26 protein-coding genes, 1 pseudogene and 1 riboswitch are annotated in these 26,220 nt (G+C 64.6%); of the genes and pseudogenes, 10 read left to right on the top strand and 17 right to left on the bottom strand.

Annotation, left to right across the window (positions count from 1 at the left end):
* Positions 1–10: 10 nt before the first annotated feature.
* From rpsJ to rpsL, 6 genes are all read right to left on the bottom strand, one after another.
* The gene (gene rpsJ / locus NV382_RS17535; RefSeq protein ID WP_260598037.1) at positions 11–322 is read right to left on the bottom strand and encodes a 30S ribosomal protein S10; all 312 of its coding nucleotides are present in this window, start codon (positions 320–322) and stop codon (positions 11–13) included.
* Between the two features lie 169 nt (positions 323–491).
* The gene (locus tag NV382_RS17530; protein ID WP_260598036.1) at positions 492–1,127 is read right to left on the bottom strand and encodes a DUF4336 domain-containing protein; all 636 of its coding nucleotides are present in this window, start codon (positions 1,125–1,127) and stop codon (positions 492–494) included.
* 267 nt (positions 1,128–1,394) lie between these two features.
* Positions 1,395–2,588 carry an elongation factor Tu gene (gene tuf, locus NV382_RS17525; RefSeq protein ID WP_260598034.1) on the bottom strand — a complete coding sequence of 398 codons (1,194 nt, stop codon included), beginning with the start codon at positions 2,586–2,588 and terminating at the stop codon, positions 1,395–1,397.
* 103 nt (positions 2,589–2,691) lie between these two features.
* Positions 2,692–4,788, bottom strand: coding sequence for an elongation factor G (gene fusA / locus NV382_RS17520; RefSeq protein ID WP_260598032.1), 2,097 nt, complete (start codon positions 4,786–4,788; stop codon positions 2,692–2,694).
* Positions 4,789–4,881: 93 nt separating this feature from the next.
* Positions 4,882–5,352, bottom strand: coding sequence for a 30S ribosomal protein S7 (gene rpsG / locus NV382_RS17515; protein WP_260598031.1), 471 nt, complete (start codon positions 5,350–5,352; stop codon positions 4,882–4,884).
* Positions 5,353–5,409: 57 nt separating this feature from the next.
* Complete coding sequence (gene rpsL, locus NV382_RS17510; protein ID WP_010164594.1) at positions 5,410–5,781, bottom strand: 30S ribosomal protein S12; 372 nt, start codon at positions 5,779–5,781, stop codon at positions 5,410–5,412.
* Positions 5,782–6,056: 275 nt separating this feature from the next.
* On the opposite strand from rpsL, the gene glpD reads away from it, so the two are divergent.
* The 5 genes and pseudogenes from glpD to NV382_RS17480 all read left to right on the top strand — a co-directional run bounded on the left by glpD (position 6,057) and on the right by NV382_RS17480 (position 10,803).
* Complete coding sequence (gene glpD, locus NV382_RS17505; protein ID WP_260598028.1) at positions 6,057–7,514, top strand: glycerol-3-phosphate dehydrogenase; 1,458 nt, start codon at positions 6,057–6,059, stop codon at positions 7,512–7,514.
* Positions 7,493–8,335: a VOC family protein gene (locus NV382_RS17500; protein WP_260598027.1), complete on the top strand. Its 843-nt coding sequence runs from the start codon at positions 7,493–7,495 to the stop codon at positions 8,333–8,335. The genes glpD and NV382_RS17500 overlap by 22 nt, the downstream gene beginning before the upstream one ends.
* A 171-nt stretch (positions 8,336–8,506) precedes the next feature.
* Positions 8,507–9,553, top strand: a pseudogene (locus NV382_RS17490) (NAD(P)-dependent alcohol dehydrogenase); the annotation flags it as partial.
* 39 nt (positions 9,554–9,592) lie between these two features.
* On the top strand, positions 9,593–10,525 hold the full coding sequence (gene trhO, locus NV382_RS17485) for an oxygen-dependent tRNA uridine(34) hydroxylase TrhO (protein ID WP_260598025.1): 933 nt from the start codon (positions 9,593–9,595) through the stop codon (positions 10,523–10,525).
* Between the two features lie 38 nt (positions 10,526–10,563).
* Entirely contained in the window at positions 10,564–10,803 is a 240-nt protein-coding gene (locus tag NV382_RS17480) for a YdgA family protein (protein WP_260598024.1), read from the top strand.
* 56 nt (positions 10,804–10,859) lie between these two features.
* On the opposite strand, the gene NV382_RS17475 is transcribed toward NV382_RS17480, so the two are convergent.
* Complete coding sequence (locus tag NV382_RS17475; protein ID WP_260598023.1) at positions 10,860–11,273, bottom strand: hypothetical protein; 414 nt, start codon at positions 11,271–11,273, stop codon at positions 10,860–10,862.
* Between the two features lie 422 nt (positions 11,274–11,695).
* Between NV382_RS17475 and NV382_RS17470 the strand changes: the two genes are divergently transcribed.
* The gene (locus tag NV382_RS17470; RefSeq protein ID WP_260598021.1) at positions 11,696–12,472 is read left to right on the top strand and encodes an alpha/beta fold hydrolase; all 777 of its coding nucleotides are present in this window, start codon (positions 11,696–11,698) and stop codon (positions 12,470–12,472) included.
* A 54-nt stretch (positions 12,473–12,526) separates the two neighbouring features.
* Here the strand turns inward: NV382_RS17470 and NV382_RS17465 are convergent, their stop codons facing one another.
* The 3 genes from NV382_RS17465 to NV382_RS17455 all read right to left on the bottom strand — a co-directional run bounded on the left by NV382_RS17465 (position 12,527) and on the right by NV382_RS17455 (position 15,573).
* Entirely contained in the window at positions 12,527–14,062 is a 1,536-nt protein-coding gene (locus tag NV382_RS17465; RefSeq protein WP_260598020.1) for a proline--tRNA ligase, read from the bottom strand.
* Between the two features lie 24 nt (positions 14,063–14,086).
* Positions 14,087–14,698 carry a CRISPR-associated protein Cas5 gene (gene cas5 / locus NV382_RS17460; RefSeq protein ID WP_260598018.1) on the bottom strand — a complete coding sequence of 204 codons (612 nt, stop codon included), beginning with the start codon at positions 14,696–14,698 and terminating at the stop codon, positions 14,087–14,089.
* Between the two features lie 149 nt (positions 14,699–14,847).
* Positions 14,848–15,573, bottom strand: a complete 726-nt coding sequence (locus tag NV382_RS17455; RefSeq protein ID WP_260598017.1) for a Crp/Fnr family transcriptional regulator — start codon at positions 15,571–15,573, stop codon at positions 14,848–14,850.
* Positions 15,574–15,748: 175 nt separating this feature from the next.
* Here NV382_RS17455 and NV382_RS17450 point away from each other — a divergent pair, with 175 nt between their 5' ends.
* Positions 15,749–16,210 (top strand): GNAT family acetyltransferase, encoded by a 462-nt coding sequence (locus tag NV382_RS17450; protein WP_260598015.1) that lies wholly within the window; start codon positions 15,749–15,751, stop codon positions 16,208–16,210.
* Positions 16,211–16,221: 11 nt separating this feature from the next.
* On the opposite strand, the gene NV382_RS17445 is transcribed toward NV382_RS17450, so the two are convergent.
* The 6 genes from NV382_RS17445 to NV382_RS17420 form a co-directional block, all read right to left on the bottom strand.
* Positions 16,222–16,746, bottom strand: a complete 525-nt coding sequence (locus NV382_RS17445) for a cytochrome c biogenesis protein CcdC (RefSeq protein ID WP_260598014.1) — start codon at positions 16,744–16,746, stop codon at positions 16,222–16,224.
* 65 nt (positions 16,747–16,811) lie between these two features.
* Positions 16,812–18,383, bottom strand: coding sequence for an aminomethyl-transferring glycine dehydrogenase subunit GcvPB (gene gcvPB, locus NV382_RS17440; RefSeq protein ID WP_260598012.1), 1,572 nt, complete (start codon positions 18,381–18,383; stop codon positions 16,812–16,814).
* Entirely contained in the window at positions 18,380–19,738 is a 1,359-nt protein-coding gene (gcvPA, locus tag NV382_RS17435; RefSeq protein ID WP_260598011.1) for an aminomethyl-transferring glycine dehydrogenase subunit GcvPA, read from the bottom strand. Before gcvPA ends, gcvPB begins: the two co-directional genes overlap by 4 nt.
* Before the next feature lie 145 nt (positions 19,739–19,883).
* Positions 19,884–20,255, bottom strand: coding sequence for a glycine cleavage system protein GcvH (gene gcvH, locus NV382_RS17430; protein WP_260598010.1), 372 nt, complete (start codon positions 20,253–20,255; stop codon positions 19,884–19,886).
* Entirely contained in the window at positions 20,252–21,403 is a 1,152-nt protein-coding gene (gene gcvT, locus NV382_RS17425; RefSeq protein ID WP_260598009.1) for a glycine cleavage system aminomethyltransferase GcvT, read from the bottom strand. Before gcvT ends, gcvH begins: the two co-directional genes overlap by 4 nt.
* 156 nt (positions 21,404–21,559) lie before the next feature.
* Positions 21,560–21,660: riboswitch (glycine riboswitch) on the bottom strand.
* Positions 21,661–21,723: 63 nt separating this feature from the next.
* Positions 21,724–22,377, bottom strand: a complete 654-nt coding sequence (locus tag NV382_RS17420) for a hypothetical protein (protein WP_260600464.1) — start codon at positions 22,375–22,377, stop codon at positions 21,724–21,726.
* Between the two features lie 110 nt (positions 22,378–22,487).
* Between NV382_RS17420 and ispH the strand changes: the two genes are divergently transcribed.
* From ispH to rnhA, 3 genes are all read left to right on the top strand, one after another.
* Positions 22,488–23,444: a 4-hydroxy-3-methylbut-2-enyl diphosphate reductase gene (ispH, locus tag NV382_RS17415; protein ID WP_418066706.1), complete on the top strand. Its 957-nt coding sequence runs from the start codon at positions 22,488–22,490 to the stop codon at positions 23,442–23,444.
* 173 nt (positions 23,445–23,617) lie between these two features.
* Entirely contained in the window at positions 23,618–24,574 is a 957-nt protein-coding gene (gene thrB / locus NV382_RS17410) for a homoserine kinase (RefSeq protein WP_260598007.1), read from the top strand.
* On the top strand, positions 24,571–25,029 hold the full coding sequence (rnhA, locus tag NV382_RS17405; RefSeq protein WP_260598006.1) for a ribonuclease HI: 459 nt from the start codon (positions 24,571–24,573) through the stop codon (positions 25,027–25,029). Before thrB ends, rnhA begins: the two co-directional genes overlap by 4 nt.
* 111 nt (positions 25,030–25,140) lie before the next feature.
* Here rnhA and NV382_RS17400 read toward each other — a convergent pair whose 3' ends face one another.
* Positions 25,141–26,220, bottom strand: a complete 1,080-nt coding sequence (locus NV382_RS17400) for an NAD(P)/FAD-dependent oxidoreductase (RefSeq protein ID WP_260598005.1) — start codon at positions 26,218–26,220, stop codon at positions 25,141–25,143.

Raw genomic sequence — 26,220 nt, 5'->3', positions numbered from 1 at the left:
AAGCGCGGCTTTATGCCAACTTGATCTCGACGTCAACGCCGGCGGCAAGGTCCAGCTTCATCAGCGCGTCGACCGTCTGCGGGGTCGGCTGAACGATATCCAGCATGCGCTTGTAGGTACGGACCTCGAACTGCTCGCGCGACTTCTTGTCGACATGCGGGCCACGGTTGACCGTGAACTTCTCAATACGCGTCGGCAACGGGATAGGACCACGGATCATAGCGCCGGTACGGCGCGCGGTGTCGGCGATATCGCCGGTTGCCTGATCGAGCACGCGATGATCGAATGCTTTCAGACGAATGCGGATATTCTGCGTGTCCATGAGTCCCTACCGATGCGAAAGAGCGGGCGCCGTTGCCGGCGCTCTTGCTGTTTGGATGAAAAACCGAAGGCGGGCCACTACACAGGTGCGCGTGGGAGATCAAGCTGAAAGAGAGCGACTGATGCGATGAGCACTGTTGCGCCCGCCTCCCCTCGCCTCGCAAATGCTGCTAGCGGAGCAGCCAGCCGAAAGCGTGGTTGATCGCGGCTCGGCCGCCACGCCTCACGGGCTCGGAGTGCGCAGCCAGTACCGCCTTGGTCGGCCAGGCCATGATCCGTCGCAGCGCCGCTCTCGCGGAGCGTCGATCGTAAAATGCCAGCCGGAATTTTCTGGGAACGGTTGGCTCTGGCTCGGCGAGGAGATCCAGCCGCGCAACGACCGCGCGCCATCCCTTGAACCATCCGGCGTCAAAATGCTGGATCAGGTCAGTAAAGATCGTCGTGCCGCTGAGCCGATGGAAGAAGACGACTTCTGTTGTGATCCCATTTCCTCGCACGACTACCTGGTCGATATCCTGAGACCACGCCGCTGGAGGCGTATCCTCGAGATCACTGCCCCATGTCAGATCGCGGCGTTTCTTCCGCAATGGCGGTACCGCGTGCGTTTGCGCTTTAGGGTAGGCCCTCTGCCAGTCACCGACGAATTTGTGATGCAATGTGTTCGGCGCGACGATGTGACGCACCGGCCCGAGCAGATCAACGGCACTCCGGAGGTCGTGTGATAGCGCAGTGGGCGACCAGATGAACAATGCGCCATCCGAAAGCCGGATGACGACCATGCGCGTGGGATAGTCGAAGCCTGCCACGGATATGCATGGGCCTTCGGCGGTCCAAATCTCCTCAGCGAAGCGTCGCAGCATGGTCCCCCCGGATTCGCTCGAGACGGAGCGGCGTTGATCCTACATCCGCTAACGGCGACTTTACAGCCCAGGCCGCAGGACCGGAAGTAGAGCCCCCACCTCTCCCAGTCACTGACGCGCGGCAAGGTGCCCCCCCGCCCCCAAACGCAAGAAGCCCGACCCTCCCCCAAAGGGAAGGCCGGGCCTCTTATCTCAACCCTTGGCGGGTAAGATTTAGGCGGTGATGCCGCTGACGATGCCCGAGCCGACGGTGCGGCCACCTTCACGGATCGTGAAGCGCTGGCCAACGTCCATAGCGATCGGTGCGATCAGCTTCACGCCAAGTGCGATGTTGTCGCCAGGCATGACCATTTCGGTGCCCTCAGGCAGCTCGACGGTCCCGGTGACGTCCGTGGTGCGGAAGTAGAACTGCGGCCGGTAGTTGGCGAAGAACGGCGTGTGACGGCCACCTTCGTCCTTCGACAGCACGTACACTTCCGACTGGAAGTCGGTGTGCGGCTTGATCGAGCCGGGCTTGCAGAGAACCTGGCCACGCTCGACTTCTTCACGGCCCACGCCGCGGATCAGCGCCCCGATGTTGTCGCCAGCCTGGCCCTGATCGAGCAGCTTGCGGAACATTTCAACACCCGTGACCGTGGTCTTGCGCACGGCTGGCTGAATGCCGACGATCTCGACTTCCTCGCCGACCTTGACGATGCCGGTCTCGACGCGGCCGGTGACGACCGTACCGCGACCCGAGATCGAGAACACGTCCTCGATCGGCATCATGAACGGCTTGTCGAGCGGACGCTCGGGCTGCGGCAGGTACGTGTCGACGGCCTGCATCAGCTTGAGGACGGCGTCATGGCCGATCTCGGGCTGCTTGTCGTCAAGTGCGCAAACGGCCGAACCCTGGATAACCGGGATGTTGTCGCCATCAAAATCGTACGACGACAGCAGCTCGCGGATTTCCAGCTCGACGAGCTCGAGGATCTCGGCGTCGTCAACCAGATCGACCTTGTTCATGAACACGACCATCGTCGGCACGCCGACCTGACGGGCGAGCAGGATGTGCTCGCGGGTCTGCGGCATCGGGCCGTCGGTTGCCGAAACGACGAGGATCGCGCCGTCCATCTGGGCTGCACCGGTGATCATATTCTTCACATAATCGGCGTGGCCCGGGCAATCGACGTGCGCATAGTGACGTGCTTCGGTCTCATACTCGACGTGTGCGGTCGAGATCGTAATGCCGCGCTCGCGCTCTTCCGGCGCCTTGTCGATGTTCGCATAGCTGGTGAACGTGGCGCCGCCGGTTTCGGCCAGAACCTTCGTGATCGCTGCCGTCAGCGACGTCTTGCCATGATCGACGTGACCGATGGTGCCGATGTTGAGATGCGGCTTGTTCCGCTCGAACTTTGCTTTTGCCATTTTCGCCTCTTCTTGATTCAGATTCGCGGCCAAGGGGCTCCACGCGAATGGCGCCCCTTAACGGCCTAGTTTGGATTACGCCAGCCCTTAGCGCCTCAGCGCGTCAGGCGAGCTTCGCTTTCACTTCGTCCGCAACGTTCGACGGCACTTCCTCGTAATGCGAGAACTGCATCGAGTAGTTCGCACGACCCTGCGTGAACGAGCGCAGCGCGTTCACATAGCCGAACATGTTTGCCAGCGGGACCATCGCGTCCACCGACTGTGCATTACCGCGCGTATCGGTGCCCTGGATCTGGCCACGGCGGCTGTTGAGATCGCCGATCACGTCACCGAGATAATCCTCGGGCGTGACGACCTCGACCCGCATTACCGGCTCGAGCAACGTGATGCCCGACTTCTGCGCCACTTCGCGCATCGCGCCGCGGGCACAGATTTCGAACGCCAATGCCGACGAATCGACGTCATGGTAGGCGCCGTCATAGACCAGGATCTCGAAATCGATGATCGGGAATCCGACCAGCGAGCCCGTGGCTGCTGTCTCGCGGAAGCCCTTCTCGATCGCCGGGATATATTCTTTGGGAATATTACCGCCCTTGATCTCGTCCTTGAAGATGATGCCCGAACCGCGCTCGCCCGGCGTGACCTTGACCTTCACGCGACCGAACTGGCCTGTACCACCCGACTGCTTCTTGTGCGTGTAGTCGACGTCGACCGGCTTCTTCAGATATTCGCGATACGCCACCTGCGGCGCGCCGACGTTTGCCTCGACCTTGAACTCGCGCTTCATGCGATCGACCAGGATCTCGAGATGGAGCTCGCCCATGCCCTTGATGATGGTCTGGCCGCTCTCATTGTCCGAGGACACCCGGAACGACGGATCTTCGCGCGCCAGGCGATTGAGCGCAACGCCCATCTTCTCCTGGTCGGCCTTGGTCTTCGGCTCCACCGACAGCTCGATCACGGGCTCGGGGAATTCCATCCGCTCGAGAATGATCGGTGCGTTCATTGCGCACAGCGTGTCACCGGTCGTGGTATCCTTGAGGCCAGCGAGGGCGACGATGTCGCCGGCATAGGCCACCTGGATGTCCTCGCGCTCGTTCGCATGCATCAGCAGCATGCGGCCAACCTTTTCCTTCTTGTCCTTGACCGAATTGGTGACCTGCGATGCGGTCTCCAGCTTGCCCGAATAGATGCGAGCAAAAGTCAGCGTACCCACGAACGGATCGTTCATGATCTTGAAGGCCAGCGCCGAGAACGGCACATCGTCCGACGAGGCGCGCTCGTCCGGCGTCACGCCGTCGAGCTTGAGGCCCTGGATGGCCGGAACGTCGAGCGGCGACGGCAGGTAATCGACTACAGCGTCGAGCAGGGGCTGCACGCCCTTGTTCTTGAACGCCGAGCCACACACCACCGGCACGAAGGCCATGGCCAGCGCACCCTTGCGAATCAGCTTCTTGAGGTCGGCCGTGCTCGGCTCGTTGCCCTCGAGATAGGCTTCCATCAGGTCGTCGTCTTGCTCGACAGCCATTTCGATCAGGTCGCTGCGATACTTCGCGGCCTTCTCGACCATGTCCTCAGGAATGTCCTGATATTCGAACTTCGCACCCAGGCTCTCTTCGAGCCAGATGATCGCGCGATTTTCAACAAGGTCGACGAGCCCCTTGAACCCGCCTTCGATGCCGATCGGCAGATACAGCACCGCCGGACGCGCGCCAAGGCGATCGATGATCGACTGCACGCAAAAATAGAAGTCGGCGCCGGTGCGATCCAACTTGTTGATGAAGCACATGCGCGGCACGCCATACTTGTCGGCCTGGCGCCACACGGTCTCGGACTGCGGCTCCACGCCGGCAACACCGTCGAAGCATGCGACCGCGCCATCGAGCACGCGCAGCGAACGCTCGACTTCGATCGTGAAGTCGACGTGGCCGGGGGTGTCGATGATGTTGATCAGATGCTCTTCGCCCTTGCCCTCTTCCGCGCGCCACTTGCACGTCGTTGCGGCGGACGTGATCGTGATCCCGCGCTCCTGCTCCTGCTCCATCCAGTCCATCGTCGCGGTGCCTTCATGCACTTCGCCGATCTTGTAGGACTTGCCGGTGTAATACAGGATACGCTCGGTCGTCGTCGTCTTGCCGGCGTCGATGTGCGCCATGATGCCGATGTTGCGATAGCGGTCGAGCGGATGGCTGCGGGCCATGATCGTTATTCCTTGGATGTGGAGAAGCCGGGGTCACCCCCGGCTCGTCCGATATAGGTAGTTTGCGTTACCGGCGAAAGGCCGGTGCGGCCGTTACCAGCGGTAGTGCGAGAAGGCGCGGTTCGCTTCGGCCATGCGATGCGTGTCTTCGCGCTTCTTCACCGCGTTGCCGCGGTTGTTCGCGGCATCCAGCAGCTCGCCCGACAGCCGTGCGGCCATCGTGTTCTCGCTGCGGTTACGTGCCGCACCGATCAACCAGCGAATGGCCAGAGCCTGCGAACGCTCGAAGCGGACTTCAACCGGCACCTGATAGGTCGCACCACCTACGCGGCGGCTGCGCACCTCGATGTTCGGCTTCACGTTGTTCAGCGCGTCGTGGAACACGCTGAGCGGATCCTTCTTCGCACGCGATTCGACGGTTTCGAGCGCACCGTACACGATCAACTCAGCGACGGACTTCTTGCCATCGAGCATGACCGAATTCATGAACTTCGAGAGAACCTCATCACCGTACTTAGGATCGGGGAGGATGATACGCTTTTCTGGGCGACGACGACGTGCCATTTCAAATTCCTTCGTTCTTCAGCTGATCCGAAACGTGTCCGGGGCTTACTATGGCTATTATTTAGGACGCTTGGCGCCGTACTTGGAACGCGACTGGCGACGATCCTTCACACCCTGTGTATCGAGCACGCCGCGCAGGACGTGATACCGCACACCGGGCAGATCGCGCACACGACCGCCGCGGATCAGGACCACCGAGTGCTCCTGGAGATTGTGGCCTTCGCCCGGAATGTACGAAATCACTTCGCGCTGGTTGGTCAGGCGAACCTTGGCCACCTTGCGCAGAGCCGAGTTCGGCTTCTTCGGGGTCGTCGTGTAGACGCGGGTGCAAACGCCGCGCTTCTGCGGATTTGCTTCCATCGCAGGAACCTTGGACTTGGCCTTCTGCGGATCGCGGCCCTTGCGGACCAGCTGGTTAATCGTCGGCATTGAAGCCTTCACCTTTCAAATGGTTACTTTGCTGGAGCCCTAGGGCGCCGAGGAATACAAAAAGGACCGTCAGGGGCGTCACCACCCCCCGGGCCCTGGAATGCATCCAGCAATGTTCAAGCTTGCCCAGGAGGCACAAGGGCCTTCCAAGCAGCCGCGCCTATACAAGGCGACTCGGTAGCGGTCAACGTCCCACATGGCGCGATCATGCCGGCGCTCGTGACCGCATGGTTTTGTCGATAGTCCTCCCCCGCCGCTTCCGCTAGGTGACAAGGGTGACCTACGATCTCCTCATCATCGGCGGCGGCATCAATGGCTGCGCGATCGCGCGGGAGGCGTCGCTGAACGGGCTGAAGGTGCTGCTCGTCGAACGCGACGATCTCGCGGCGCACACCTCCTCGGCATCGACCAAGCTGATCCATGGCGGCCTTCGCTACCTGGAACATTACGATTTCAAACTGGTCGCGGAGGCGCTGCGCGAGCGCGAGCGCCTGGTGAAAGCCGCGCCGCATATCATTCGGCCGATGCTGTTCGTGCTGCCGCACGAGAACGCGGTGCGCCCGTGGTGGATGGTGCGCGCCGGTCTTTATCTCTACGATTTCCTCGGCGGCCGGATGACGCTGCCACGTTCGCGCGGGCTGAACAAGAAAGACCGGGCCTTCGCCGCACCGCTCAAGGGCGGCGACAAGGGCTTCGTCTATTCCGATGCCTTCGTCGACGATTCCCGGCTGACACTGCTTAACGCCGTGGACGCGGCTGATAACGGCGCCGAAATCCTCGTGGGCACCGCGCTCGAATCAGCGCGGCGCGAGAACGGTGTATGGCGCGCGACCTTGTCCGACTGGCGCACGGTGGAAGCACGCGCGATCGTCAACGCGGCCGGCCCGTGGGTGCACCAGATGCTGCGCGGGCTCGGCGTCAACGCGGCCAGCAACGTGCGCCTGGTCAAGGGCAGCCATATCGTGGTGCCCAAGCTGTACGACGGCGATCACGCCTACATTCTGCAACAACCCGATCGCCGGATCGTCTTCGCCATCCCCTACCAGGACGACTTTACCGAAATCGGCACCACCGACGTGCCCGTCGAGCAGCCAGAAGACGCGAAGATCGACGCTAGCGAGATCGCCTATCTGTGTGACGCGGTGAACCGCCATTTCATAAGGCAGATCACCCCGGCGGATGTCACCTCCACCTGGTCCGGCGTGCGCCCGCTGTATGACGACGGCGCGAGCGAGGCGAAGGAGGTAACGCGGGACTATGTGCTCGAACTCGATACCAGCGGTCCTGCTTTGCTCAGCGTGTTCGGCGGCAAGATCACCACCGCCCGCCATCTGGCCGAGGAGGCGCTCGGCAAGCTTGCCCTGCCGCTCGGCTTCAAAGCGGGCAAGCCGACCCGCGACCGCCTGTTCCCCGGCGCTCCCGCCACGGGCTGGGCCGCTCTGCTCGCCAAGACGCATAGCTCCTGGCCCTTCTTGGGCGAGGCACGCGGCACCCGCATGGTGCGCGCCTATGGCGTCCTGCTCGATGAGATGCTGGCGGGCATCACCGACGAAGCCGGGCTTGGTGACGATCTGGGCGGCGGGCTGACCGAAGTAGAGGCCCGTTGGATGCACGACCGCGAATGGGCGCGCACACCCGAAGACGCGCTTGATCGCCGCAGCAAGATCGGGCTGCATCTGACGCCGGAACAGCGCACCCGTTTCGCGACATGGTGGTCGACCGCCTCCGCCTAACCCGCGCTGCCGCGCCGTTGGCGGCCCTTGTGGCGCTCGGCACGGCCGACGCGCCGATCGTCGCGAGCATCGATCATATTCCGAGCGTCGTTCGCGACCTGTCCACCGCGGTCGCGGATTTCACCGCCTTGGGCTTCATCCTCAAGCCGGGCCGCCCGCATGCCAACGGCCTGCGCAACGCACATGTAAAGTTCCCGGACGGCTCCTATCTCGAATTGATCTCGCCGGCCGCTGGCCCGACCGACGCCCTGGCGACCGATTATGCGAACAGTCTGAAGCGGGGCGAAGGCCCGGTCTTTGCCGGCTTCAACACCACCGATTTTGCGCACCTCGCCACACGACTGCCCCGCGACGACCCGCCGGAGCCTGACGACAGCATGAAAGCCTTTCCAAGTGGCAGCCGCCTCCACCCTTTTTTCTTCCTCGGCTACCGCGTTCCAGCGGTCACCGATCGTCGGGCGCACTACGCACATCCGAACACAGCATACTCGCTCGGCGCCGTATGGATTGCAGCCAGCCGTTACCAGCGTACGACGTTGGTTGGTCTCGCAGGCACGCCGAGCGAGGTTGCGGGCTGCGGCTTTTTTCCCGCCAGCGCGAAGAAAATTCGGCTGACCGCGGGCGAGATCATTCTCCTCCCCAGGGGCAAGCGGTCGATCACGGGTGCGACAATCCTCGTCCGTAGGCTCGCCACCGCCGCCGCAGTGCTCGACCGCAACAGGATTGCCTACACACAGGTCAGCGCCTGCCCGAATAGCTTGTGGATAGCCCCCGGTGCCGCGCACGGCATAGCGCTTGAACTTCGCGAGGCTCAACGCTGAAGCGGCGACGCCGGGCGGTCGCCGCCCGGGTCGGGTGATGACGGCCTTCCGAAGCGGAACAGCCTTAATATGGCTCCCACACCTTGTGGCCGGCGCCGCGAGGGCCATTTACTCGACTCTCCTGCCAACTTCCTCTGATCTCGGGAATTTTTCGTCACCACCACCGCCAACGCCTTCGCGGCGCCGTCTGCCGACGCGCCGTTCGCCCCCTTTTCGTTCGAGCGCCGCGATCTTCTCGCCGACGATGTCGCGATCGACATCCTGTTCTGCGGTGTCTGCCATTCCGATCTGCACACCGCCCGCGGCGAATGGGGTGCGACCAATTACCCTTGCGTGCCTGGACATGAGATCGTCGGCCGCATCTCGGCGGTCGGCAGCGATGTGACCAAGTTCGCCGTTGGTGACCTCGCCGGTGTCGGGTGCATGGTCGACAGCTGCGGCCATTGCCCGTCCTGCCAGGAAAGCGAAGAGCAATATTGCGAGACGACCGGCTTCGTCGGCACCTATGACGGGCCGGACAGCGTATCGGGCGGATATACGTTCGGCGGTTATTCCGATCACATCGTCGTCAAGCAGGGTTTCGTGCTCAAGGTCGGTCACGACGAGGCCGATCTTGCCGCGGTTGCGCCCTTGCTGTGCGCCGGCATCACCACCTATTCGCCGCTGCACCATTGGAAGGTCGGGCCGGGCCAGAAGGTCGGCATCGTGGGTCTCGGGGGTCTGGGCCACATGGGCGTCAAGATCGCCAAGGCGATGGGGGCGGACGTCTATGTGTTCAGCACCTCGCCCACCAAGCGCGAGGATGCCAAGCGGCTCGGCGCGACCGATCTGATCGTGTCGAAGGATGCCGACGCGATGGCCGAGCATGCCAACAGCTTCGACTTCATTCTCAACACCGTCGCCGCAGCACATGACCTCGATCCCTTCCTGCTCCAGCTGAAGCGCGACGGCACAATGACATTGGTCGGCGTGCCGGAAACCCCGCATCCTTCGCCCAGCGTCGGCAACCTGGTGTTCAAGCGTCGCTCGATCGCCGGGTCACTGATCGGCGGGATCAAGGAGACACAGGAGATGCTCGATTTCTGCGTCGAGCATGGCCTGACCTCGGACATCGAGATGATCGACATCCAGAACATCGACACGGCCTATGACCGGATGATCAAGAGCGACGTCAAATATCGCTTCGTGATCGATATGCAGTCGCTGAAGGCAGCATAATTGCCAGCGGACGGGGACGATCGTAGAGCGCCAAGCCTGATGATCGTCCCCGCCCCTATCCGCGTCGCGGCGCTGTACCGCTTCGCCCGCTTCCCCGATCCCGCTGCGTTGCGCGTACCTTTACTGGCGGTTTGCGCCGCCAATCACGTCAAGGGCACGCTGCTACTGGCGCGCGAAGGCATCAACGGCACGATCGCCGGCACCGCCGACGCGATCGACATCGTCCTCGCGCATATCCGCACCCTGCCCGACTGCGCCGAACTGGAGGTGAAGGACAGCTCTGCCGAGACTCCACCGTTCCTGCGCATGAAGGTACGGCTCAAGCGTGAGATCGTGACGATGGGCCAACCCGACATCGATCCGCTTGCCGGCACCGGCCATTACGTCAAACCCGCCGACTGGAACGCGCTGATCGCCAGTCCGGACACCGTGGTTATCGACACGCGCAACGATTACGAGGTGAAGGTCGGCACCTTTGCCGGTGCGATCGACCCGGCGACCAAGAGCTTCAGTGATTTCCCCGCCTGGTTCCGCGCGCATCGTGGCGAACTGGCCGACAAGAAGATCGCCATGTTCTGCACCGGTGGTATTCGCTGCGAGAAATCCACCGCCTTCCTCAAGGCCGAGGGGCTGGAGGATGTGTACCATCTCGAAGGTGGCATCCTGAAATATCTGGAACAGGTGCCGGCAAGCGAGAGCCGCTGGCAGGGCGAATGCTTCGTCTTCGATCAGCGCGTCGCCGTCGGCCACGGGCTCATGGCCGGCACGCATAGCCTGTGTCACGCCTGCCGGATGCCGGTCAGCGCCGAAGAACGGGACTCCGGTCTCTATGTCGAAGGCGTCAGCTGCCCTGCCTGCCATGACCACCGCGATGACACGCAGCGTGCCGGCTATGCCGAGCGTCACCGCCAGGTGCTATTGGCGCAGGCACGCGGCGATGCGCATGTCGGCGCGGTCATCACCAAGACTTAACGGTGCGGCAGCGTGCCCGGTTTTGAACAAGGCTGAAAATGAAGAAGATCGTTCAGGTCGTTTGCGTCCTCCTCGTCGCGGCGGCGGCACTCTTTGGCGGGCGCTGGTACATGTATGTCGCGCATGCCGAGAGTCCGTATGACGAGGTCGGCATCGCGCTCAACGGCTATGCGCCGGCACCGATGCGGAACTGGGGCTGTCACACGATGCAACAGCGTTTTCCGGGGCAGCTACCGCCTTATGGGTGTGCGGGATCGGATGGCCGTAGCTGGCGCTGAGCGCGCATCCGGCCCGCCATCAGCTATGAGGCAGCGGTCAGGACGGCGCAGGATAGCTAGTGCAGGCTTTCACTTGAGGGGGTGAGCCCCAGAAGAGCCCTCAGGCGCCATATCCGATCGTCCAACCACCGCCGGACAGGATTGGAGGCATCGACGAGCGGCAGATCCACCACGAACGTCCGCGATACCCGATCGGCTTCCCACATGGTCTGCGTGCCGGGTGCCGCATCGCCGTACAGCTGCACCATCTCCAGGCTGGATACGCCGCGGATGGCATGTCGTTCGTCCCGCAGCACCATCCATCCTGGTGCGTCGCTACTGCCGCCAGGCATGGCGAAAAACATGGGGCGTCGGCACAGCGTCAACGTCCAACGTTTGTCCGGGCTGTGCTCTGGCGCCACATAAGGCGCGTCGCAGGCGAGATGACCTTCCGGCACGATCAAGACGATCGCCACCGGCAGGATTGCCAAGGCAAGTGCAACCCGCCTGGCCCGCCCCCACGACGAACGGACGGGACGGTCTCGCGGCGGATGATCGTCCTCAGGCTCTAACGGCATCTGCGCTCATTGCCCATCGTTGGTACCATCCCTGCATCGGGCACGGCCAAGACGCAGTTCCCGGTCGCTTGCCAGTCGGTCAGTACCGGCCAGCGAGAGTCGATGGCAAGGCAAGTGCTTCGTGTTCGATCAGCGCTTCGGCGTCGGCCACCGGCCGGTGCTGGGCACGTACAGCCTGTGCCACGCCTTGCCGCACGCTTGCCCGACACGCCACGCGCTACGAAACGCAGCGCGTGGCGAGCCGGATATTGGCGCCATCGTCGCCATGCGTTAGGGGGACGGCGAGAGGCTCTTTGTGGCTGGTGCGCCGGCTGCATCCTGCGAGGAGAATAGCCATGACGTCGATCGATCGCCGCCGCTTTGTCGCCCTTGCCGCCATCGGCACGGCGGGGGTGATGCATGCGGGCATTTCAAGCGCGGCAAGCACGCCGCCGGTCGCTCGCAACGTGGTGCTGGTGCACGGCCTGTATGCCGACGGATCGTGCTGGTCGGAGGTGATCCCGCGCCTGCAAGCCGCCGGCCTTGCCGTCACCGCAGTGCAGAACCCACTGACCACGCTGGAGGATTCCGTGGCCGCGACGCGCAAAGTACTGGCGCGACAGGATGGGCCGACCGTGCTTGTCGGGCATTCGTTCGCCGGCACGATCGTCTCGGAAGCCGGGATCGACCCCAATGTCACAGCACTTGTGTATGTAGCGGCACGCGCGCCAGATGCGGGTGAGGATTATGCCGCGCTGGCCAAGCGGTTTCCCACGCCCCCGGCATCGGCCGGGATCGTGTTCGACGGCGACAAGGGCCGGCTTAGCGAAGCGGCGTTCCTGCGTGATTTCGCCGGCGATCTCCCGCCCGCGAAGGCCAAAGCGCTGTTTGCCGTACAGCAGCCGTTTCATAAGGCGTTGCTGACCGGCCGGACGACGCAAGCCGCGTGGCGCAGCAAGCCGAGCTTCTACGCCGTCTCGCGCGACGACCGAACGATCGATCCCGAGTTGGAGCGGTTCATGGCCAAGCGCATGGGCGCGACCACGATCGAGCTGAACGCCAGCCACCTGTCGCTGATCTCGCACCCGCGCGAGATTGCCCAGCTCATCTTGCAGGCGGCAGGTCGCGGCTAGGCAAGCTGAAGGTCGAGCGGGATTCTTGCCCTGACGTCGCCTATCCCTCCGGGATCAATATGATCGCCCGATCAGCACCCGCTCCACTGCTGGCGCGCCGGTAAAGATGCAGGTCGTGGCCCCCTTGCCGGTCTGCCCCATCGGTGCGTTGCGGATCGTGAGCTTGAGCGCCTTCAGCCGCTCGACCACCGCGTCGAGCGCAGCGCCGGTCGGTTTGGACCAGGGCACGTCCACCCAGCCGGGATTCTTTGTATCCGCCCCGAAGGTCGCCTCTACGCCGGCCCAATCCTCGATTGGCGCGATGTTCGCACGCAGGCGGGCATGCGCTTCCTCGTACAGCGACAGCTGGATCGCCTCCAGTATCGCGCCGGCACCGCCGACGAAATCGCCCTGCGCCACCACGGCGCTGTCGAGCTTGCCGTCCTCGCGGTACAGCCGATCGCGGCGAATGACCGAGACGTTGCCGCCCGCCACGTCACGCCCGCCGACTTCGATCACGACCGGCGCGCCTTTCTTGACCCAGCCCCAGCGCTTGGTCGCGGCCTTGCCGAATTTGAGATCGAGCAAGGCGCGCACGGGCTCGCCCAGTGCCGATTGCTTGGCGAGGCCGGCCTGCAGCGCCTTGCAATAGGCGATGATCGCTTCGTCCTCGGGCTGATCGCGCAGCATCGGCACGATCACCACCTGCCACGGCGCGACGCGCGGCGGCACGCGCAGTCCGTCGTCATCACCATGCACCATGATCAGCCCGCCGATCATCCGCGTCGACATGCCCCAGCTGGTCGTCTGCGCCAGTTCCAGCTCACCCGCGGCGTTCTGGAAGCGAATGTTCTGCGCGCTGGCGAAATTGGTGCCGAGGAAATGCGATGTGCCGGCCTGCAGCGCCTTGCCGTCCTGCATCATCGCCTCGATCGAATAGGTCGCGACCGCGCCGGGGAAGCGCTCATTCTCCGGCTTCTCGCCGGCCACTACCGGCAGCGCTACGCAATCCTCGGCGAAGCTACGATACACTTCGAGCATCTTGAGCGTCTCGTCGCGCGCCTCGGCCTCGGTGGCGTGCGCGGTATGCCCTTCCTGCCAGAGGAATTCGGACGTGCGCAGGAACATGCGCGTGCGCATCTCCCAGCGCACCACATTGGCCCATTGATTGATCAGCACCGGCAGGTCGCGCCACGATTGCACCCAGCGCGCAAAGGCCATGCCGATGACCGTTTCCGAGGTCGGGCGGACGACAAGCGGCTCCTCCAGCTTGGCGGTGGGATCGGGCACCAGCCCGCCCTTGCCGTCGCTCACCAGCCGGTGGTGCGTGACGACCGCCATTTCCTTGGCGAAGCCCTCGACATGCTCGGCCTCCTTCTCGAAATAGGAGAGCGGGATGAACAGCGGGAAATAGCAATTCTCGTGCCCCGTCGCCTTGATGCGATCGTCGAGCAGGCGCTGGATTCGCTCCCAGATGCCATAGCCCCACGGCCGAATGACCATGCAGCCGCGTACGCCGGATTCCTCGGCGAGGTCGGCCTCGGTGATGACGGACTGGTACCAGGCGGAGAAATCGGCCTCGCGGGTGACGGGTAGCGCGCGTTTGATCATGAAGCGGCGATACGGCCCGGAGCCTTATCCCGCAAGGATCAGCGACTCGCGCCGCCGAAGATCGATCACGCCGTCGATCATCGTCGGACGGAACAGCCGCGGTCCGGCCGATCCGTCCCCTGGCACATCGTACAGCATCCAGCCGAGATCGACCGGCCCGCCCCGCACGTCGTTCAACGGCGGCGAAGCATCGGGCTGCAATTCGACGACGTGCGCGGTAAATGCCGGCAGGCCGACATAGGGCTGCCGCACATACGCGCCGCTGGCGACGCGGCGGCGGAAGATCGCGGCATGGGGGCCTGCCTGCCCGTCCGCCGCCTCCAACCGGGCGGTGATGACATAGCCGACGTCTACCAGGACGTTGGCCATCCGGCGATCGTGCCGTCCGGCGACGATCCGTGTCACATTGTCGGCAGTTCCCGGCTCGGCCTCGGCCAGCGACATCCAGGTCGACCGTATCGGGCGGAGCACGCGGATTTCCTCGATCCTCCAGCGCATGTCCGGCGTGCAGTAGATGGTTTCTAAGAGCCTGCGCGCCGCGAGTGGCGGGATCACGTCATAGCTGACCAGATCCTCGGCGAACTCAACCCGCTTGAAGCAGGCACGCTCCCCGCTCACTTGCACTCGGATTTCCATCACGCGCCCCCGCGACTGGCGGCCGCCGTCGTCATCGGAACTGTGTAGAAGCGATGGCTCCAAAGCGGACCGTGATTGATCCGAATTGGACAGAGTAAAAACGTAATGCTCGTACCGGCTCGACACGCCGTGACGACCGAGCGCGCGGCTCATGCCGATACACTGCGCATCCGACGGTGCAGGTAATTTTCGTCAAAGCCGGCAATGTTCACCAGCTTGCCCGGATCGGCGATCTGCAGGCTGCCCCGGCTCAACATCATCGCACCGGCTTCGCGCAATGTCTTGATCACGCGGTTGATGTGCACCGGCGTCATGCCCAGCGCATCGGCGAGCAGCGCCTGGGTGACGGGCAGCACCAATTGCTCCTCCTCGCACGCCGTCACGTTGCGCGCGCGTAGATACAATTCGCACATCAAGTGCGCGACGCGCTCGATGCTGCTGCGCCGACCCATGCTGACGATCCACGCCCGCAAAGTGCCCTCGTCAACCAATTGCGAGATGTACATCGCCTTGGCGATCTTGGGATGATCGTCGAACATCCCGGTCATCTCCTCGTGCGAGATCGTCGCCACGGTGGCCTGCGTGATCGTCTGGATGCCGTGATCCATATAAGCCAGCACATTGATGTGGAGGTCGCAGCAGTCGCCGGGCATCATGAACGCCATCACCTGCCGCGTGCCGTTGGGGAGTATCTTGTACCGACAGGCCCAGCCCTTGAGCATGACGAACACCGGCCCGGGACGATCGCCTTCGCGGATCAGATCATGCTTGCGGGGGTAATTGCGCGCCCGCGTCGTTGCTGCCTGCAAGGCGGCATCATCCTGTTCGCTCAGCGGCCCGAAACCGCGCAATTTCTCGACGAAGGCGTTTGTCATCTCCTTTCATCACACCGATCGCACAACAAACATATTGACCGATGTTATAAATGGATAGTTGATCCATGTGGTATCTGCAGACCCCCGATCGCCTACCACCAACGGACCGCCACGCTGAAGTCGCGGGAGTTCGCCGAGTGGTGGAGCTTGCAAAACCGATCGGGAACACCGTCTTATGACCGTATCCGCCTCCTGGCGATCCGCGCCCCATACTCTCGCCGAGACAACGGTGCAGTCGTACCGCGACGCCAATTTCGCTGCCGTGAAGTCGCTTTGGGAGCACAGCTACCCCAACGATCCGCCCTGGAACCGTGCGGAAACGGTGATCCCGACCAAGATGGCGACCCAGCCCGATTTGTTCGTCGTCGCGCTTGACGAGGACGAACTGGTCGGTGCCGCCCTGGCGGGATATGACGGGCATCGTGGCTGGCTCTATTCGGTGACGGTCGCGCGGCCGCATCATCGTCTAGGGATCGGTTCTGCTCTGGTCAGGGAGCTTGAACAGCGGCTGGCGGCGCTTGGCTGCCACAAGATCAACCTGCAGGTGCGGTCGCTCAACATGAGCCTGGTGAGCTTTTACCATTCGCTCGGATATAGGACCGAGGACCGCGTCAGCATGGGCCGCCGCCTCGCCTGACCGGCGGCGCATCAGCGCACGGCACGTACCTCGGCCAGCAATCGCCGCGCACGCAGGAACATTTCCAGCCGCTGCGTCGCGAGCAGGCCCAGCGCGAAGGCGATCAGCACATCGGTGATGGCCATTGCGTTCAGATGCAGGCTGGCCTCGCCTGCCACCGCCAGTTGCCGCGCGCCCGCCCGCAACGCGACCAGCGCGACAATGAACAGCAAGGCGGCCGGGGACGGACGGTGATTCAGCGCGTGACTGGCCGGATCGACGGTGATGCGCATCATCCGCCCGCGCCACCAGCCCGCCGCCGCACCGATCATCACTGCCAGCCCGCAATAAAGCCAGACGGGACCGCTTGGCGGGAAATTCCAGTACATCACCAGCGTGAACACGCCGTAGATCGCCGGGAGGATCCACAATCGCTCCAGCAGGAGCGGGCGATCCTTGCTCATCCGCCGGATGCGGAAGAACAGAACGATACCGACGACGATCGCGGTGACCGCGTACTGGATCCAGGCATTCGGCTGGACGGCTTGCACCTGCATGTTCGTTCCCCTGCTACGACGCTGTCATAGCAGGGTGAGACACCGGTGCGAGCCTTAATCCGGCGCTATTCGGCCGCCTCGGCGAGCACCGCATCCTTCCACACCAGCACCGGCTTGCGCGCCGCCAGCGTCTCGTCGAGCCGGCTGCGCGGCGCGAAGTGCGGCGCGGTCTTGAGTGCCGTATCGCCGGCCTTGGCGCGTTCGGCCACCGAGCGCAGCGCGCCGATGAACTGATCGAGTGCCGCCTTGCTTTCCGTTTCGGTCGGCTCGATCAGCATCGCACCGTGGACGACGAGGGGGAAATACATCGTCATCGGATGATAGCCCTCGTCGATCAGCCCCTTGGCGATGTCGATCGTCGAGAAGCCCTCGGCCAGATTGTCGTCCGAGAACAACGCTTCGTGCATGCACGGCCCGCTATGCCCGAACGGGGCGACCAGCGTGTCGTCCAGCGAGCGCAGGATGTAGTTCGCGTTGAGCACCGCATCTTCCGCGACCTGGCGCAGGCCGTCCGCGCCGTGGCTGAGGATGTACGTAAGGGCACGCGTAAACATGCCCATCTGCCCGTGGAAGGCGACCATGCGGCCGAAGGTCTGCTCGTGATGCTCCTCGGCGGTTTCCTCCTCGACCAGGCGGAAGCCGGCGTCGGTCTTCTCGACGAACGGCAGCGGCGCGAACGGGGTCAGCGCCTTGGACAGGACGACCGGGCCGGAGCCGGGTCCGCCGCCGCCGTGCGGGGTGGAGAAGGTCTTGTGCAGGTTGATGTGCATCGCATCGATGCCGAGATCGCCGGGGCGCACGCGGCCGACGATGGCGTTGAAGTTCGCGCCGTCGCAATAGACCAGTCCCCCGGCCTCGTGCACCGCATCGGAAATCGCGCGCATGTCGCGCTCGAACAGCCCGCACGTGTTGGGATTGGTGATCATCACCCCGGCAACGTCCGGCCCGAGGCGGGCGATCAGCGCGGCCGTATCGACGCGGCCTTCGCTGGTCGCGGGGATATCCTCGACGCGGTAGCCGGCAAAGGCGGCGGTCGCCGGGTTGGTGCCGTGCGCACTTTCCGGCACCAGGATGACCTTGCGGTGGCCCTCGCCACGCGCTTCGAGCGCGGCCTTGATCGCCAAGATGCCGCACAGCTCGCCATGCGCGCCGGCCTTGGGGCTCATGGCGACCGAATCCATGCCGGTCAGCGTGACCAGCCAATGCGCGAGTTGGTGGATCACCTCCAGCGCGCCCTGCACCGTGTCGACCGGCTGAAGCGGATGGACATCGGCAAAGCCGGGCAATCGCGCCATCTTCTCGTTGAGGCGCGGATTGTGCTTCATCGTGCAGCTGCCGAGCGGGAAGAAGCCGAGATCGATGCCGTAATTCTGGCGGCTGAGGCGCGTATAATGGCGCACGGTTTCAGGCTCCGACAGGCCGGGGAGCCCGATCGGCGCCTTGCGGGTCAGGTTGCCGAGCCGGTCGTGCGCGACATCGCCTTCCGCGAAATCGACACCGGTCGTCTTCGTGTCGCCGATCTCGAAAATCAGCGCCTCTTCCAGCATCAGCGCCTTGTTGCCGGTGAACGATGCCGGAACGCTGTCCGTATTCGCTTCGGGCGCGGTCGGACGCCAGCCGCTTTGGTTGATGCTCATGCCAGTATCTCCTGCAGGGCGACGGCCAGCGTCTCCACGTCCTCCGCGCTGGTCGTCTCGGTCACTGCGACGACCAGCCCGTTCGCCAGCGCGTCGACGCCGGGATAGAGCCGGCCGAGCGACACGCCCGCCAGAATGCCGCGATCGGCCAGCGTGCGCACCACCGGCCGCGCTTCGACCGGCAGTTTCAGCGTGAATTCGTTAAAGAACAGGTCGTTGACGAGCTCGACGCCCGGCACCTGTGCCAGCCGGCGCGCGGCGTGGACGGCGCCGGCATGATTGATCCCCGCCAGACGCCGCAGCCCGGCTTCGCCAAGCAACGTCATGTGGATCGAGAACGCGAGCGCGCACAGGCCGCTATTGGTGCAGATGTTCGACGTGGCCTTTTCGCGGCGGATATGCTGCTCGCGCGTGCTGAGCGTGAGCACGAAACCGCGGCGGCCATCGGCATCCACCGTCTCGCCGCACAGCCGGCCAGGCATCTGGCGGACATATTTGTCCTTGCAGCCGAACAGGCCGACATACGGCCCGCCGAATTGCAGGCCAACGCCGAGCGACTGGCCCTCGCCGACGACGATGTCCGCGCCCATCTCACCGGGCGACTGAATCGCGCCGAGCGCCACCGGCTCGGTGACGACGGCGATGAGCAGCGCCTTGTTGGCCTGGCAGGCGGCGGCGAGATCGGTGAGATCTTCGATCCGGCCGAGGATGTCGGGATATTGCACGACGACGCACGACGTATCGCCGTCGATCCGCGCGATCAGGCCAGCGATGTCGGTTTCTGCGGCCAGCGTCGGCGCCGTGGTTTCCAGCTGATCGCCGGTGAACTTGGCCATCGTCTGGGCAACGGAGACGTAATGCGGGTGCAGGCCGGACGACAGCAACGCCTTGCCACGCTTGGTGATGCGCCGCGCCATGCCGATCGCTTCCCAGCATGCGGTAGAGCCGTCGTACATCGAGGCGTTGGCGACATCGGTGCCGAGCAGGCGCGCGACCTGCGTCTGGAACTCGAACAGCATCTGCAACGTGCCCTGCGCGATTTCCGGCTGGTACGGCGTGTATGCGGTGAGGAACTCGCCGCGCTGGATCAGGTGATCGACGCTGGCCGGCACGTGATGCTTGTACGCGCCGCAGCCGAGGAAGAACGGGCCATCGCTGGCAGCGACGTTCTTGCGCGACAGCGCGGTCATGTGCCGTTCGACGGCGAGTTCGCTGGCGTGCATCGGCAGGCCCTCGATCGGTCCATCGAGCTGGGCGGCCTCGGGTACGTCGACGAACAGGTCGTCGATCGAGCCGGCGCCGATCACGGCAAGCATGTCGGTGCGGTCGTGGGATGTCAGGGGCAGGTAGCGCATTGAAACTACTCCTCCCCTCCCTGGAAGGGAGGGGGCGGGGGTGGGTAGCGTCCGGGAGTTACGGCTGACGCGGCACACGCGGTTGACGTGCCGCGGTCATCCACCCACCCCCAGCCCCTCCCTTTTCAGGGAGGGGAGCGAGAAGTTACAGTCCGGCGACGAAGGCGGCGTAGGCGGTTTCGTCCATCATCTGGTCGAGCTCGCTCGGATCGCTGAGCGTGAGCTTGAAGAACCAGCCGTTCGTCTCCGGCTCTTCGTTGACCAGGTTCGGCGTATCGGCGAGCGCGGCATTGCCTTCGAGCACGGTGCCGCTGGCCGGCGCATAGACGTCCGACGCGGCCTTGACCGATTCGACCACGGCGGCGTCGTCGCCCTTGGTCAGTGTCTTGCCGGCTTCGGGCACGTCGACGAACACGATGTCGCCCAATTGGCTCTGTGCATAGTCGCTGATGCCGACCGTGCCGACATCGCCGGTAACATCGATCCACTCATGATCTTGCGTGAAATAACGGCTCATTTTGGACCTCCTGCACGGACGTATTTGTGGGGGATGAAGGGCATGGCGGTGACGGTGCCGCTATGCAGCTTGCCGCGCTGCGACAGCTGGACGACGGTGCCGATCTCGGCCAGCGCCGGCGGCACATAGGCCATGGCGATGGCCGCGTTCAGCGAGGGCGCAAAGCCGCCGCTGGTGACACGCCCGATCTCGGCGCCGCTTTGATCGACGACCGTGCCGCCTTCGCGAACCGGCTGGCGGCCCTCGATGACCAGGCCGACGCGGCGCAGCGGCGGACCGCTTTCGCGCTCGGCCAGGATACGCGCGGCACCGGGAAAGTTGGCTTCCTCGCGGCGGCGCTTGCTGCCGATGGCGAAGTTCAATGCGGCCATGATCGGCGTCGTCTCAGGATCGAGATCGTGGCCGTATAGCGGCAGATCGGCCTCCAGCCGCAGCGAATCACGCGCACCAAGGCCGATCGGCCTCACCTCGGGCTCGGCGGTCAGCGCATCGGCAAAGGCGGCGGCATGTTCGGCATCGAGCGAAATCTCGTACCCGTCCTCACCGGTATAGCCCGAGCGGCTGATCCACAGATCGACATCCTGCCACGTGAACCGCCCGCCGGTCATGAACACGAGGGCCTCGACGCCGGGCACGAGCCGCGACAGCGCGGTGACCGCCTCAGGCCCCTGCAACGCGAGCAAGGCAGCATCGGCCATGTGATTGATCGTCACGTCATCGGGCAGATGATCGAGCAGGTGCGCAATGTCGTCATATTTCACCGCGCCATTGACGACCATGTAGATGCCGTCGTCCCAACGCGTGAACATCAGATCGTCGAGGATGCCGCCATTGTCGGCGAGCAGCAGCGAATATTTCTGCGCATTAAGCTTCACGCTGACCACGTCGGCCGGGATCAGCGCCTCGAGCGCGGCATCCAACCCATCGCCGGACAGGAACAGCTGGCCCATGTGGGAAACGTCGAACAGGCCGGCATGCTCGCGCACCCACAGATGCTCGGCCATGATGCCCTCATATTGGACCGGCATTTCGTAACCGGCGAAGGGCACCATGCGCCCGCCACGCGCGCGATGCCACGCATCGAGCGGGAGCAGCTCGTTCTCGATCTCGGGGCCTTCTTCGCCGCCGCCATTATCGTAATCGCTCAATCTCTGTCTCCGCAGCGGTGCAACGGCATTCCGGCGCGCGTGGCGCCCGCAATGCGTTGCCCCCTCTGTCACGGAACCTGAGAGCTTTGACCGTATGTTCGAGCATACGGCTTACACCTTCGGTGGCGCCCTTGCGGGCGCGCTTTCCAGAGTGTCTTGGCCCGCGCGGTCCTTGGTGCCTGAGAGATTCCGGGGCGGTTGCTCCTTCGGCGGCCAGCCGCCCTCAAAGGACGCCAGCACTCTCCCGCGCGTGCCCATGACGGTTGCCCGTCATCGACGCGACCGATGTGACGCGCCACGGCAAACGAGTCAACGCGGACTTAGCGGGTGGCGTTGTATTTCAGCTGCTCGTCGGTCAGCTGGAAACCGACCAAAGCCTCGAAACTGGCGCGCAGCACGGCCTGGCGCACATCGGGCGCGCTCAGCGGATCGATCGCCGCCGTGCTGTCGCCTGCCTTGCGCTTGGCGGTCAGCTTCTGACGCACGTCGTCGGGCAAGGTCGCGGCGCTACGCGCGACCACGGTGCTTGCCTGGCCGCTCGTCTGGCTGCGCGTCTGGCCCGCGTCGAAATGGACGGCGACCCGACCGATGCGCTTGGCCACCACGGCCGTGCCGCCGCGCACCACGGTGATGAAATAGGGAATCGTCACGTCGCGCGCCGCCGCGCCGCGCATCCGGTTGGCGCGCACGTCGAAGGTGACCGCGGTGACGATGTCGTTGCCGGATTCGGTGCAGGTCGATCGCACGTTGGTCATCAGTGCCGTCACGTCGATCGCGGCGGCATCGCGGCTGGCGGGCGGATCGAACAAGGTGATGTCGCCGGTCGATGCGGGAATGCCCACCGTCGGGCAAGCGGAACGCACGGCGGTGATGCCGACGCCTTCGGTGACGTCGATCTGGCCCTTGCCGGCGCACCCGGCCAGGGCGAGCGCGAGCATGATGGGGGCAAGAGTGTTGCGGGCTGTCACGGGCATGCGCACCTTGAAATAGAGAAAGGCGGGTGCCGTACCGGCTCCGCCACGATGATGCGGCACCATAGGAACCGGCTTTCCTGCGCGCAAGCAATGGCGTAGGGATCACACCCATGACCATGTTGCAGAAACCGGCGCTTGAATTGCTCATCGCCGCTCCGCGCGGCTTTTGCGCGGGGGTCGATCGCGCGATCCGCATCGTCGAACTGGCGATCGAGAAACATGGCGCACCTGTCTATGTGCGCCACGAGATCGTGCACAACAAATATGTCGTCGATACGCTGAAGGGCCAAGGCGCGGTGTTCGTCGAGGAACTGGACCAAGTGCCCGAGGGCGTGCCAGTGGTATTCTCGGCGCACGGCGTGCCGAAATCCGTCCCGGCCAATGCCGAGGATCGCGGCCTGACCTATCTCGACGCGACCTGCCCGCTCGTCTCCAAGGTGCATCGCCAGGCCGAACGGCTGGTGGCGCAAGGCAAGCACATCGTCTTTATCGGCCATGCCGGGCATCCCGAGGTGATCGGCACGTTCGGCCAGGTGCCCCCGGGGGCGATGACGCTGATCGAAACGGTTGCCGATGCCGAGACGTTCATGCCGCAGGACCTGACCAATATCGCGTTCCTGACGCAGACTACATTGTCGGTGGACGACACCAGGGACGTGGTCACCACGCTGCAGCGGCGCTTCGCCGCGATCCAGGCACCGCGGCCCGACGACATCTGCTACGCCACCTCCAACCGCCAGAATGCGGTCAAGGCGATCGCCGCGATGTGCGATGCGATGCTGGTGATCGGCGCGCCCAATTCGTCCAACTCGGTGCGGCTGGTGGAGGTGGCCGAGCGCGAAGGCACGCCGGCACGGCTGATCCAGCGCGCAGCGGACCTTGATCTGGCGTTTCTGGCCGGGGTCGGCACGCTGGGGATCACCGCGGGCGCCTCGGCGCCGGAAGTGCTGGTGCGCGAGTTGGTCGCGCGGCTGGGCGAGCATTTCACGATCAACGAACGCGAGGTCGAGACCAACCGCGAGACGATCTCGTTCAAGCTGCCGCGCGGGCTGGAAGCGGCTGCCTGAGGTCAGCCCCTCCACCCATCGTCACCCCGGACTTGTTCCGGGGTCCACTGCCGGGCAAGGGATGACGATGGAAATTTCAGCGCACGCTTTGCGGCACGGTGGCCGCCGGACCAAGTCCGGGGTGACTACCAGTGATTTTGGAACGCGCGCCTTGCGCAGCACTTTACGCTGAAATGGCCGTCTACACCCACGTCTCCGCCGAAGCGCTCGGCACCTTCCTGGCGCGCTACGATGCCGGCGACCTGATCTCCGCCAAAGGAATCGCTGAGGGAGTCGAGAACAGCAATTATCTCGTCGATACGACCACCGGCCGCTTCATCCTTACGCTGTACGAAAAGCGCGTCGAGACCGGCGACCTGCCGTTCTTCTTCGCCATGCTCGATCACCTAGAAGCGCGCGGCAGCCCGGTGCCGCCGGCAATCAAGGATCGCGACGGCGTGGCGATCCAGCACCTCGAAGGCCGATCGGCGTGCCTGATCAAATTCCTGCCCGGCGTGTCGCTGTCCAATCCCACCGCCACGCAGGCGCTGTCGGCCGGCAAGGCGATGGGCGCGATGCATGTCGGCCTTGCCGATTTCGCGATGGCGCGCGCCAACACGCTCGGCATCGACGACTGGCGCCCGCTGCTCGATCAATGCGGCCGCGCGATGGACGAGATCCGGACCGGCCTGTTCGATCGCATCTCGACAGCGCTCGATACGATCGAGGCACACTGGCCGCGCGCCCTGCCCGTCGCCACGATCCATGCCGATCTGTTCCCCGACAACGTGCTGATGCTTGGCGACCGGGTGACCGGGCTGATCGACTTCTACTTCGCCTGCACCGATATCCGCGCCTACGACCTCGCCGTGATGCACACGGCCTGGGCGTTCGATGCCGGTGGCCTGCCACTCGCCGCTGACGTCGGCCGCGGCGTGATCGCCGGCTATGATGCCGCGCACGGCCTCTCGCCAGAGGAGCGCGCCGCGCTGCCGATCCTGGCGCAGGGCGCGTGCATCCGCTTCCTGCTGACGCGCGCCTGGGACTGGCTCAACACGCCGTCCGATGCGTTGGTGACACGCAAGGATCCCTTGGCCTATCTGCGCCGGCTCGACACCTATATCGAACAAGGCGACAGCATCTTCGCATGACCGACACGACTGAAATGACCAAGGTGGAGATCGCCACCGACGGCGCTTGCAAGGGCAATCCGGGACCCGGTGGCTGGGGCGCGCTGGTGCGCTCGTCCACCGCGGAGAAGGAGCTTTCCGGCGGCGAGAAGCTGACCACCAACAACCGCATGGAACTGACCGCCGCGATCGAGGGGCTGAACGCGCTGAAGCGCCCGTGCCGCGTGACGCTGTCGACCGACAGCCGCTACGTGATGGATGGCCTGACCAAGTGGATCAAAGGCTGGCAGAAGAACGGCTGGAAGACCGCCGCCAAGCAGCCGGTGAAGAATGCCGATCTATGGCAGGCACTGCTGGATGCGGCGAAGCCGCACCGCATCGAGTGGGTGTGGGTCAAGGGCCATGCCGGCCACCCCGACAACGAACGCGTCGATAAGCTGGCCAGCGATGCCGCGATGAAGGCCGGACGCAGCTAAACCCTCCCCGTTACCGGGAGGTGGCAGCCGCAGGCTGACGGAGGGGGTGGGCCGGCTAAGCAACGATGCGTGTGCGGAGAGCCCCCTCACCACTGCCGAAACCCGGAGGATTTAGAACCTGAACCGGCCCGGCGCGTACATCATGGCGTCGATATCACCTACGAGATCCGTCGGCGGCGCGCCGAGCAGCAACGCCGCGGCCAGAGCGGCCGCCGCGGGCGCGGTCTGGATGCCGAAGCCGCCCTGCCCGGCGCACCAGAAGAAATCACCGCGCCCGGGCTCGAACCCGTAGACCGGCAGGCGATCGGGCGCGAAGCTGCGCAACCCTGCCCAGCGCCGCTCGACCGCCGCGACACGCCAGTCCACGACATGTTCGAAACGGTCGATCGCGATCGCGACATCCAGTTCTTCGGGCTGCACGTCGTGAGGATCGACCGGGGTCTCGTCATGCGGGCTGAGCCATAATCGGCCGCCGGGCTCCGGCTTGAAATAGAATTCGCCCGATATGTCGGCAACGTGCGGCAAGCCGGCGTCCGCCGGCGGATCGGTGCGCAACTGCACCATCGTACGGCGATACGCCTGGATGCCGAGCGACGCGATGCCGGCGATCTGGGCCACCCGGTCCGCCCAGGCACCTGCGGCGTTGACGAGGATCGTCGCATCGAAGTGGCCGGCGCCCGTCTCCAGCCGCCAGCCGGGCGTCGCCGACAGCAACGGCGCGCCGGTCACCAGCGTGGCACCCGACCGCCGGGCACGCGCGAGGCAATCGGCATGCAGCGCGGCGACATCAATATAGGCGCAACTCGCCTCCATGACGCCCAGCGACCAATCGGGCCGCAGTCCGGGAACGAAGCGCGCCGGATCGACGGGCGTCAGCTCGACCGCAGTGTCGGCGAACGTGGCGAGGAAAGCGTCGATGGCGGCAGCATCATCCGCGCGCCCGATATGCAGCGAGCCCAGCGGCGCGAGGAACCCGCCTGCGCGAAGTGCTGGCCCCGACGCGGTGGTGAGTGGCTGCACGCCGGGCCCGCCATAGCTTTCCGACCAGAATGCCGCCGATCGGCCGGTGGCATGATAGCCGGCCGCATCCTCCCCCTCCAGCAGCACGACACGCGCGCGATCCCCGATCGCAGCGGCTAGGCTAGCGCCCGCGATCCCCGCACCGATGATCGCAATGTCGTATCTCGCCAC

The organism is Sphingomonas endolithica (genome assembly GCF_025231525.1).
GTDB classification, from domain to species: Bacteria; Pseudomonadota; Alphaproteobacteria; order Sphingomonadales; family Sphingomonadaceae; genus Sphingomonas; species Sphingomonas endolithica.
Note: the sequence above shows the minus strand (reverse complement) of the source record. Positions and strands in the feature narration are given on the sequence as shown.

Bases quoted from the DNA above. Each gene is read 5' to 3' on its own strand.
- rpsJ (WP_260598037.1), bottom strand. From the start codon at position 322: ATGGACACGCAGAATATCCGCATTCGTCTGAAAGCATTCGATCATCGC.
- tuf (WP_260598034.1), bottom strand. From the start codon at position 2,588: ATGGCAAAAGCAAAGTTCGAGCGGAACAAGCCGCATCTCAACATCGGC.
- fusA (WP_260598032.1), bottom strand. From the start codon at position 4,788: ATGGCCCGCAGCCATCCGCTCGACCGCTATCGCAACATCGGCATCATG.
- rpsG (WP_260598031.1), bottom strand. From the start codon at position 5,352: ATGGCACGTCGTCGTCGCCCAGAAAAGCGTATCATCCTCCCCGATCCT.
- rpsL (WP_010164594.1), bottom strand. From the start codon at position 5,781: ATGCCGACGATTAACCAGCTGGTCCGCAAGGGCCGCGATCCGCAGAAG.
- trhO (WP_260598025.1), top strand. From the start codon at position 9,593: ATGATCGTCCCCGCCCCTATCCGCGTCGCGGCGCTGTACCGCTTCGCC.
- NV382_RS17480 (WP_260598024.1), top strand. From the start codon at position 10,564: ATGAAGAAGATCGTTCAGGTCGTTTGCGTCCTCCTCGTCGCGGCGGCG.
- NV382_RS17470 (WP_260598021.1), top strand. From the start codon at position 11,696: ATGACGTCGATCGATCGCCGCCGCTTTGTCGCCCTTGCCGCCATCGGC.
- NV382_RS17465 (WP_260598020.1), bottom strand. From the start codon at position 14,062: ATGATCAAACGCGCGCTACCCGTCACCCGCGAGGCCGATTTCTCCGCC.
- cas5 (WP_260598018.1), bottom strand. From the start codon at position 14,698: ATGGAAATCCGAGTGCAAGTGAGCGGGGAGCGTGCCTGCTTCAAGCGG.
- NV382_RS17455 (WP_260598017.1), bottom strand. From the start codon at position 15,573: ATGACAAACGCCTTCGTCGAGAAATTGCGCGGTTTCGGGCCGCTGAGC.
- NV382_RS17450 (WP_260598015.1), top strand. From the start codon at position 15,749: ATGACCGTATCCGCCTCCTGGCGATCCGCGCCCCATACTCTCGCCGAG.
- NV382_RS17445 (WP_260598014.1), bottom strand. From the start codon at position 16,746: ATGCAGGTGCAAGCCGTCCAGCCGAATGCCTGGATCCAGTACGCGGTC.
- gcvPB (WP_260598012.1), bottom strand. From the start codon at position 18,383: ATGAGCATCAACCAAAGCGGCTGGCGTCCGACCGCGCCCGAAGCGAAT.
- gcvPA (WP_260598011.1), bottom strand. From the start codon at position 19,738: ATGCGCTACCTGCCCCTGACATCCCACGACCGCACCGACATGCTTGCC.
- gcvH (WP_260598010.1), bottom strand. From the start codon at position 20,255: ATGAGCCGTTATTTCACGCAAGATCATGAGTGGATCGATGTTACCGGC.
- NV382_RS17420 (WP_260600464.1), bottom strand. From the start codon at position 22,377: ATGCCCGTGACAGCCCGCAACACTCTTGCCCCCATCATGCTCGCGCTC.
- ispH (WP_418066706.1), top strand. From the start codon at position 22,488: ATGACCATGTTGCAGAAACCGGCGCTTGAATTGCTCATCGCCGCTCCG.
- thrB (WP_260598007.1), top strand. From the start codon at position 23,618: ATGGCCGTCTACACCCACGTCTCCGCCGAAGCGCTCGGCACCTTCCTG.
- rnhA (WP_260598006.1), top strand. From the start codon at position 24,571: ATGACCGACACGACTGAAATGACCAAGGTGGAGATCGCCACCGACGGC.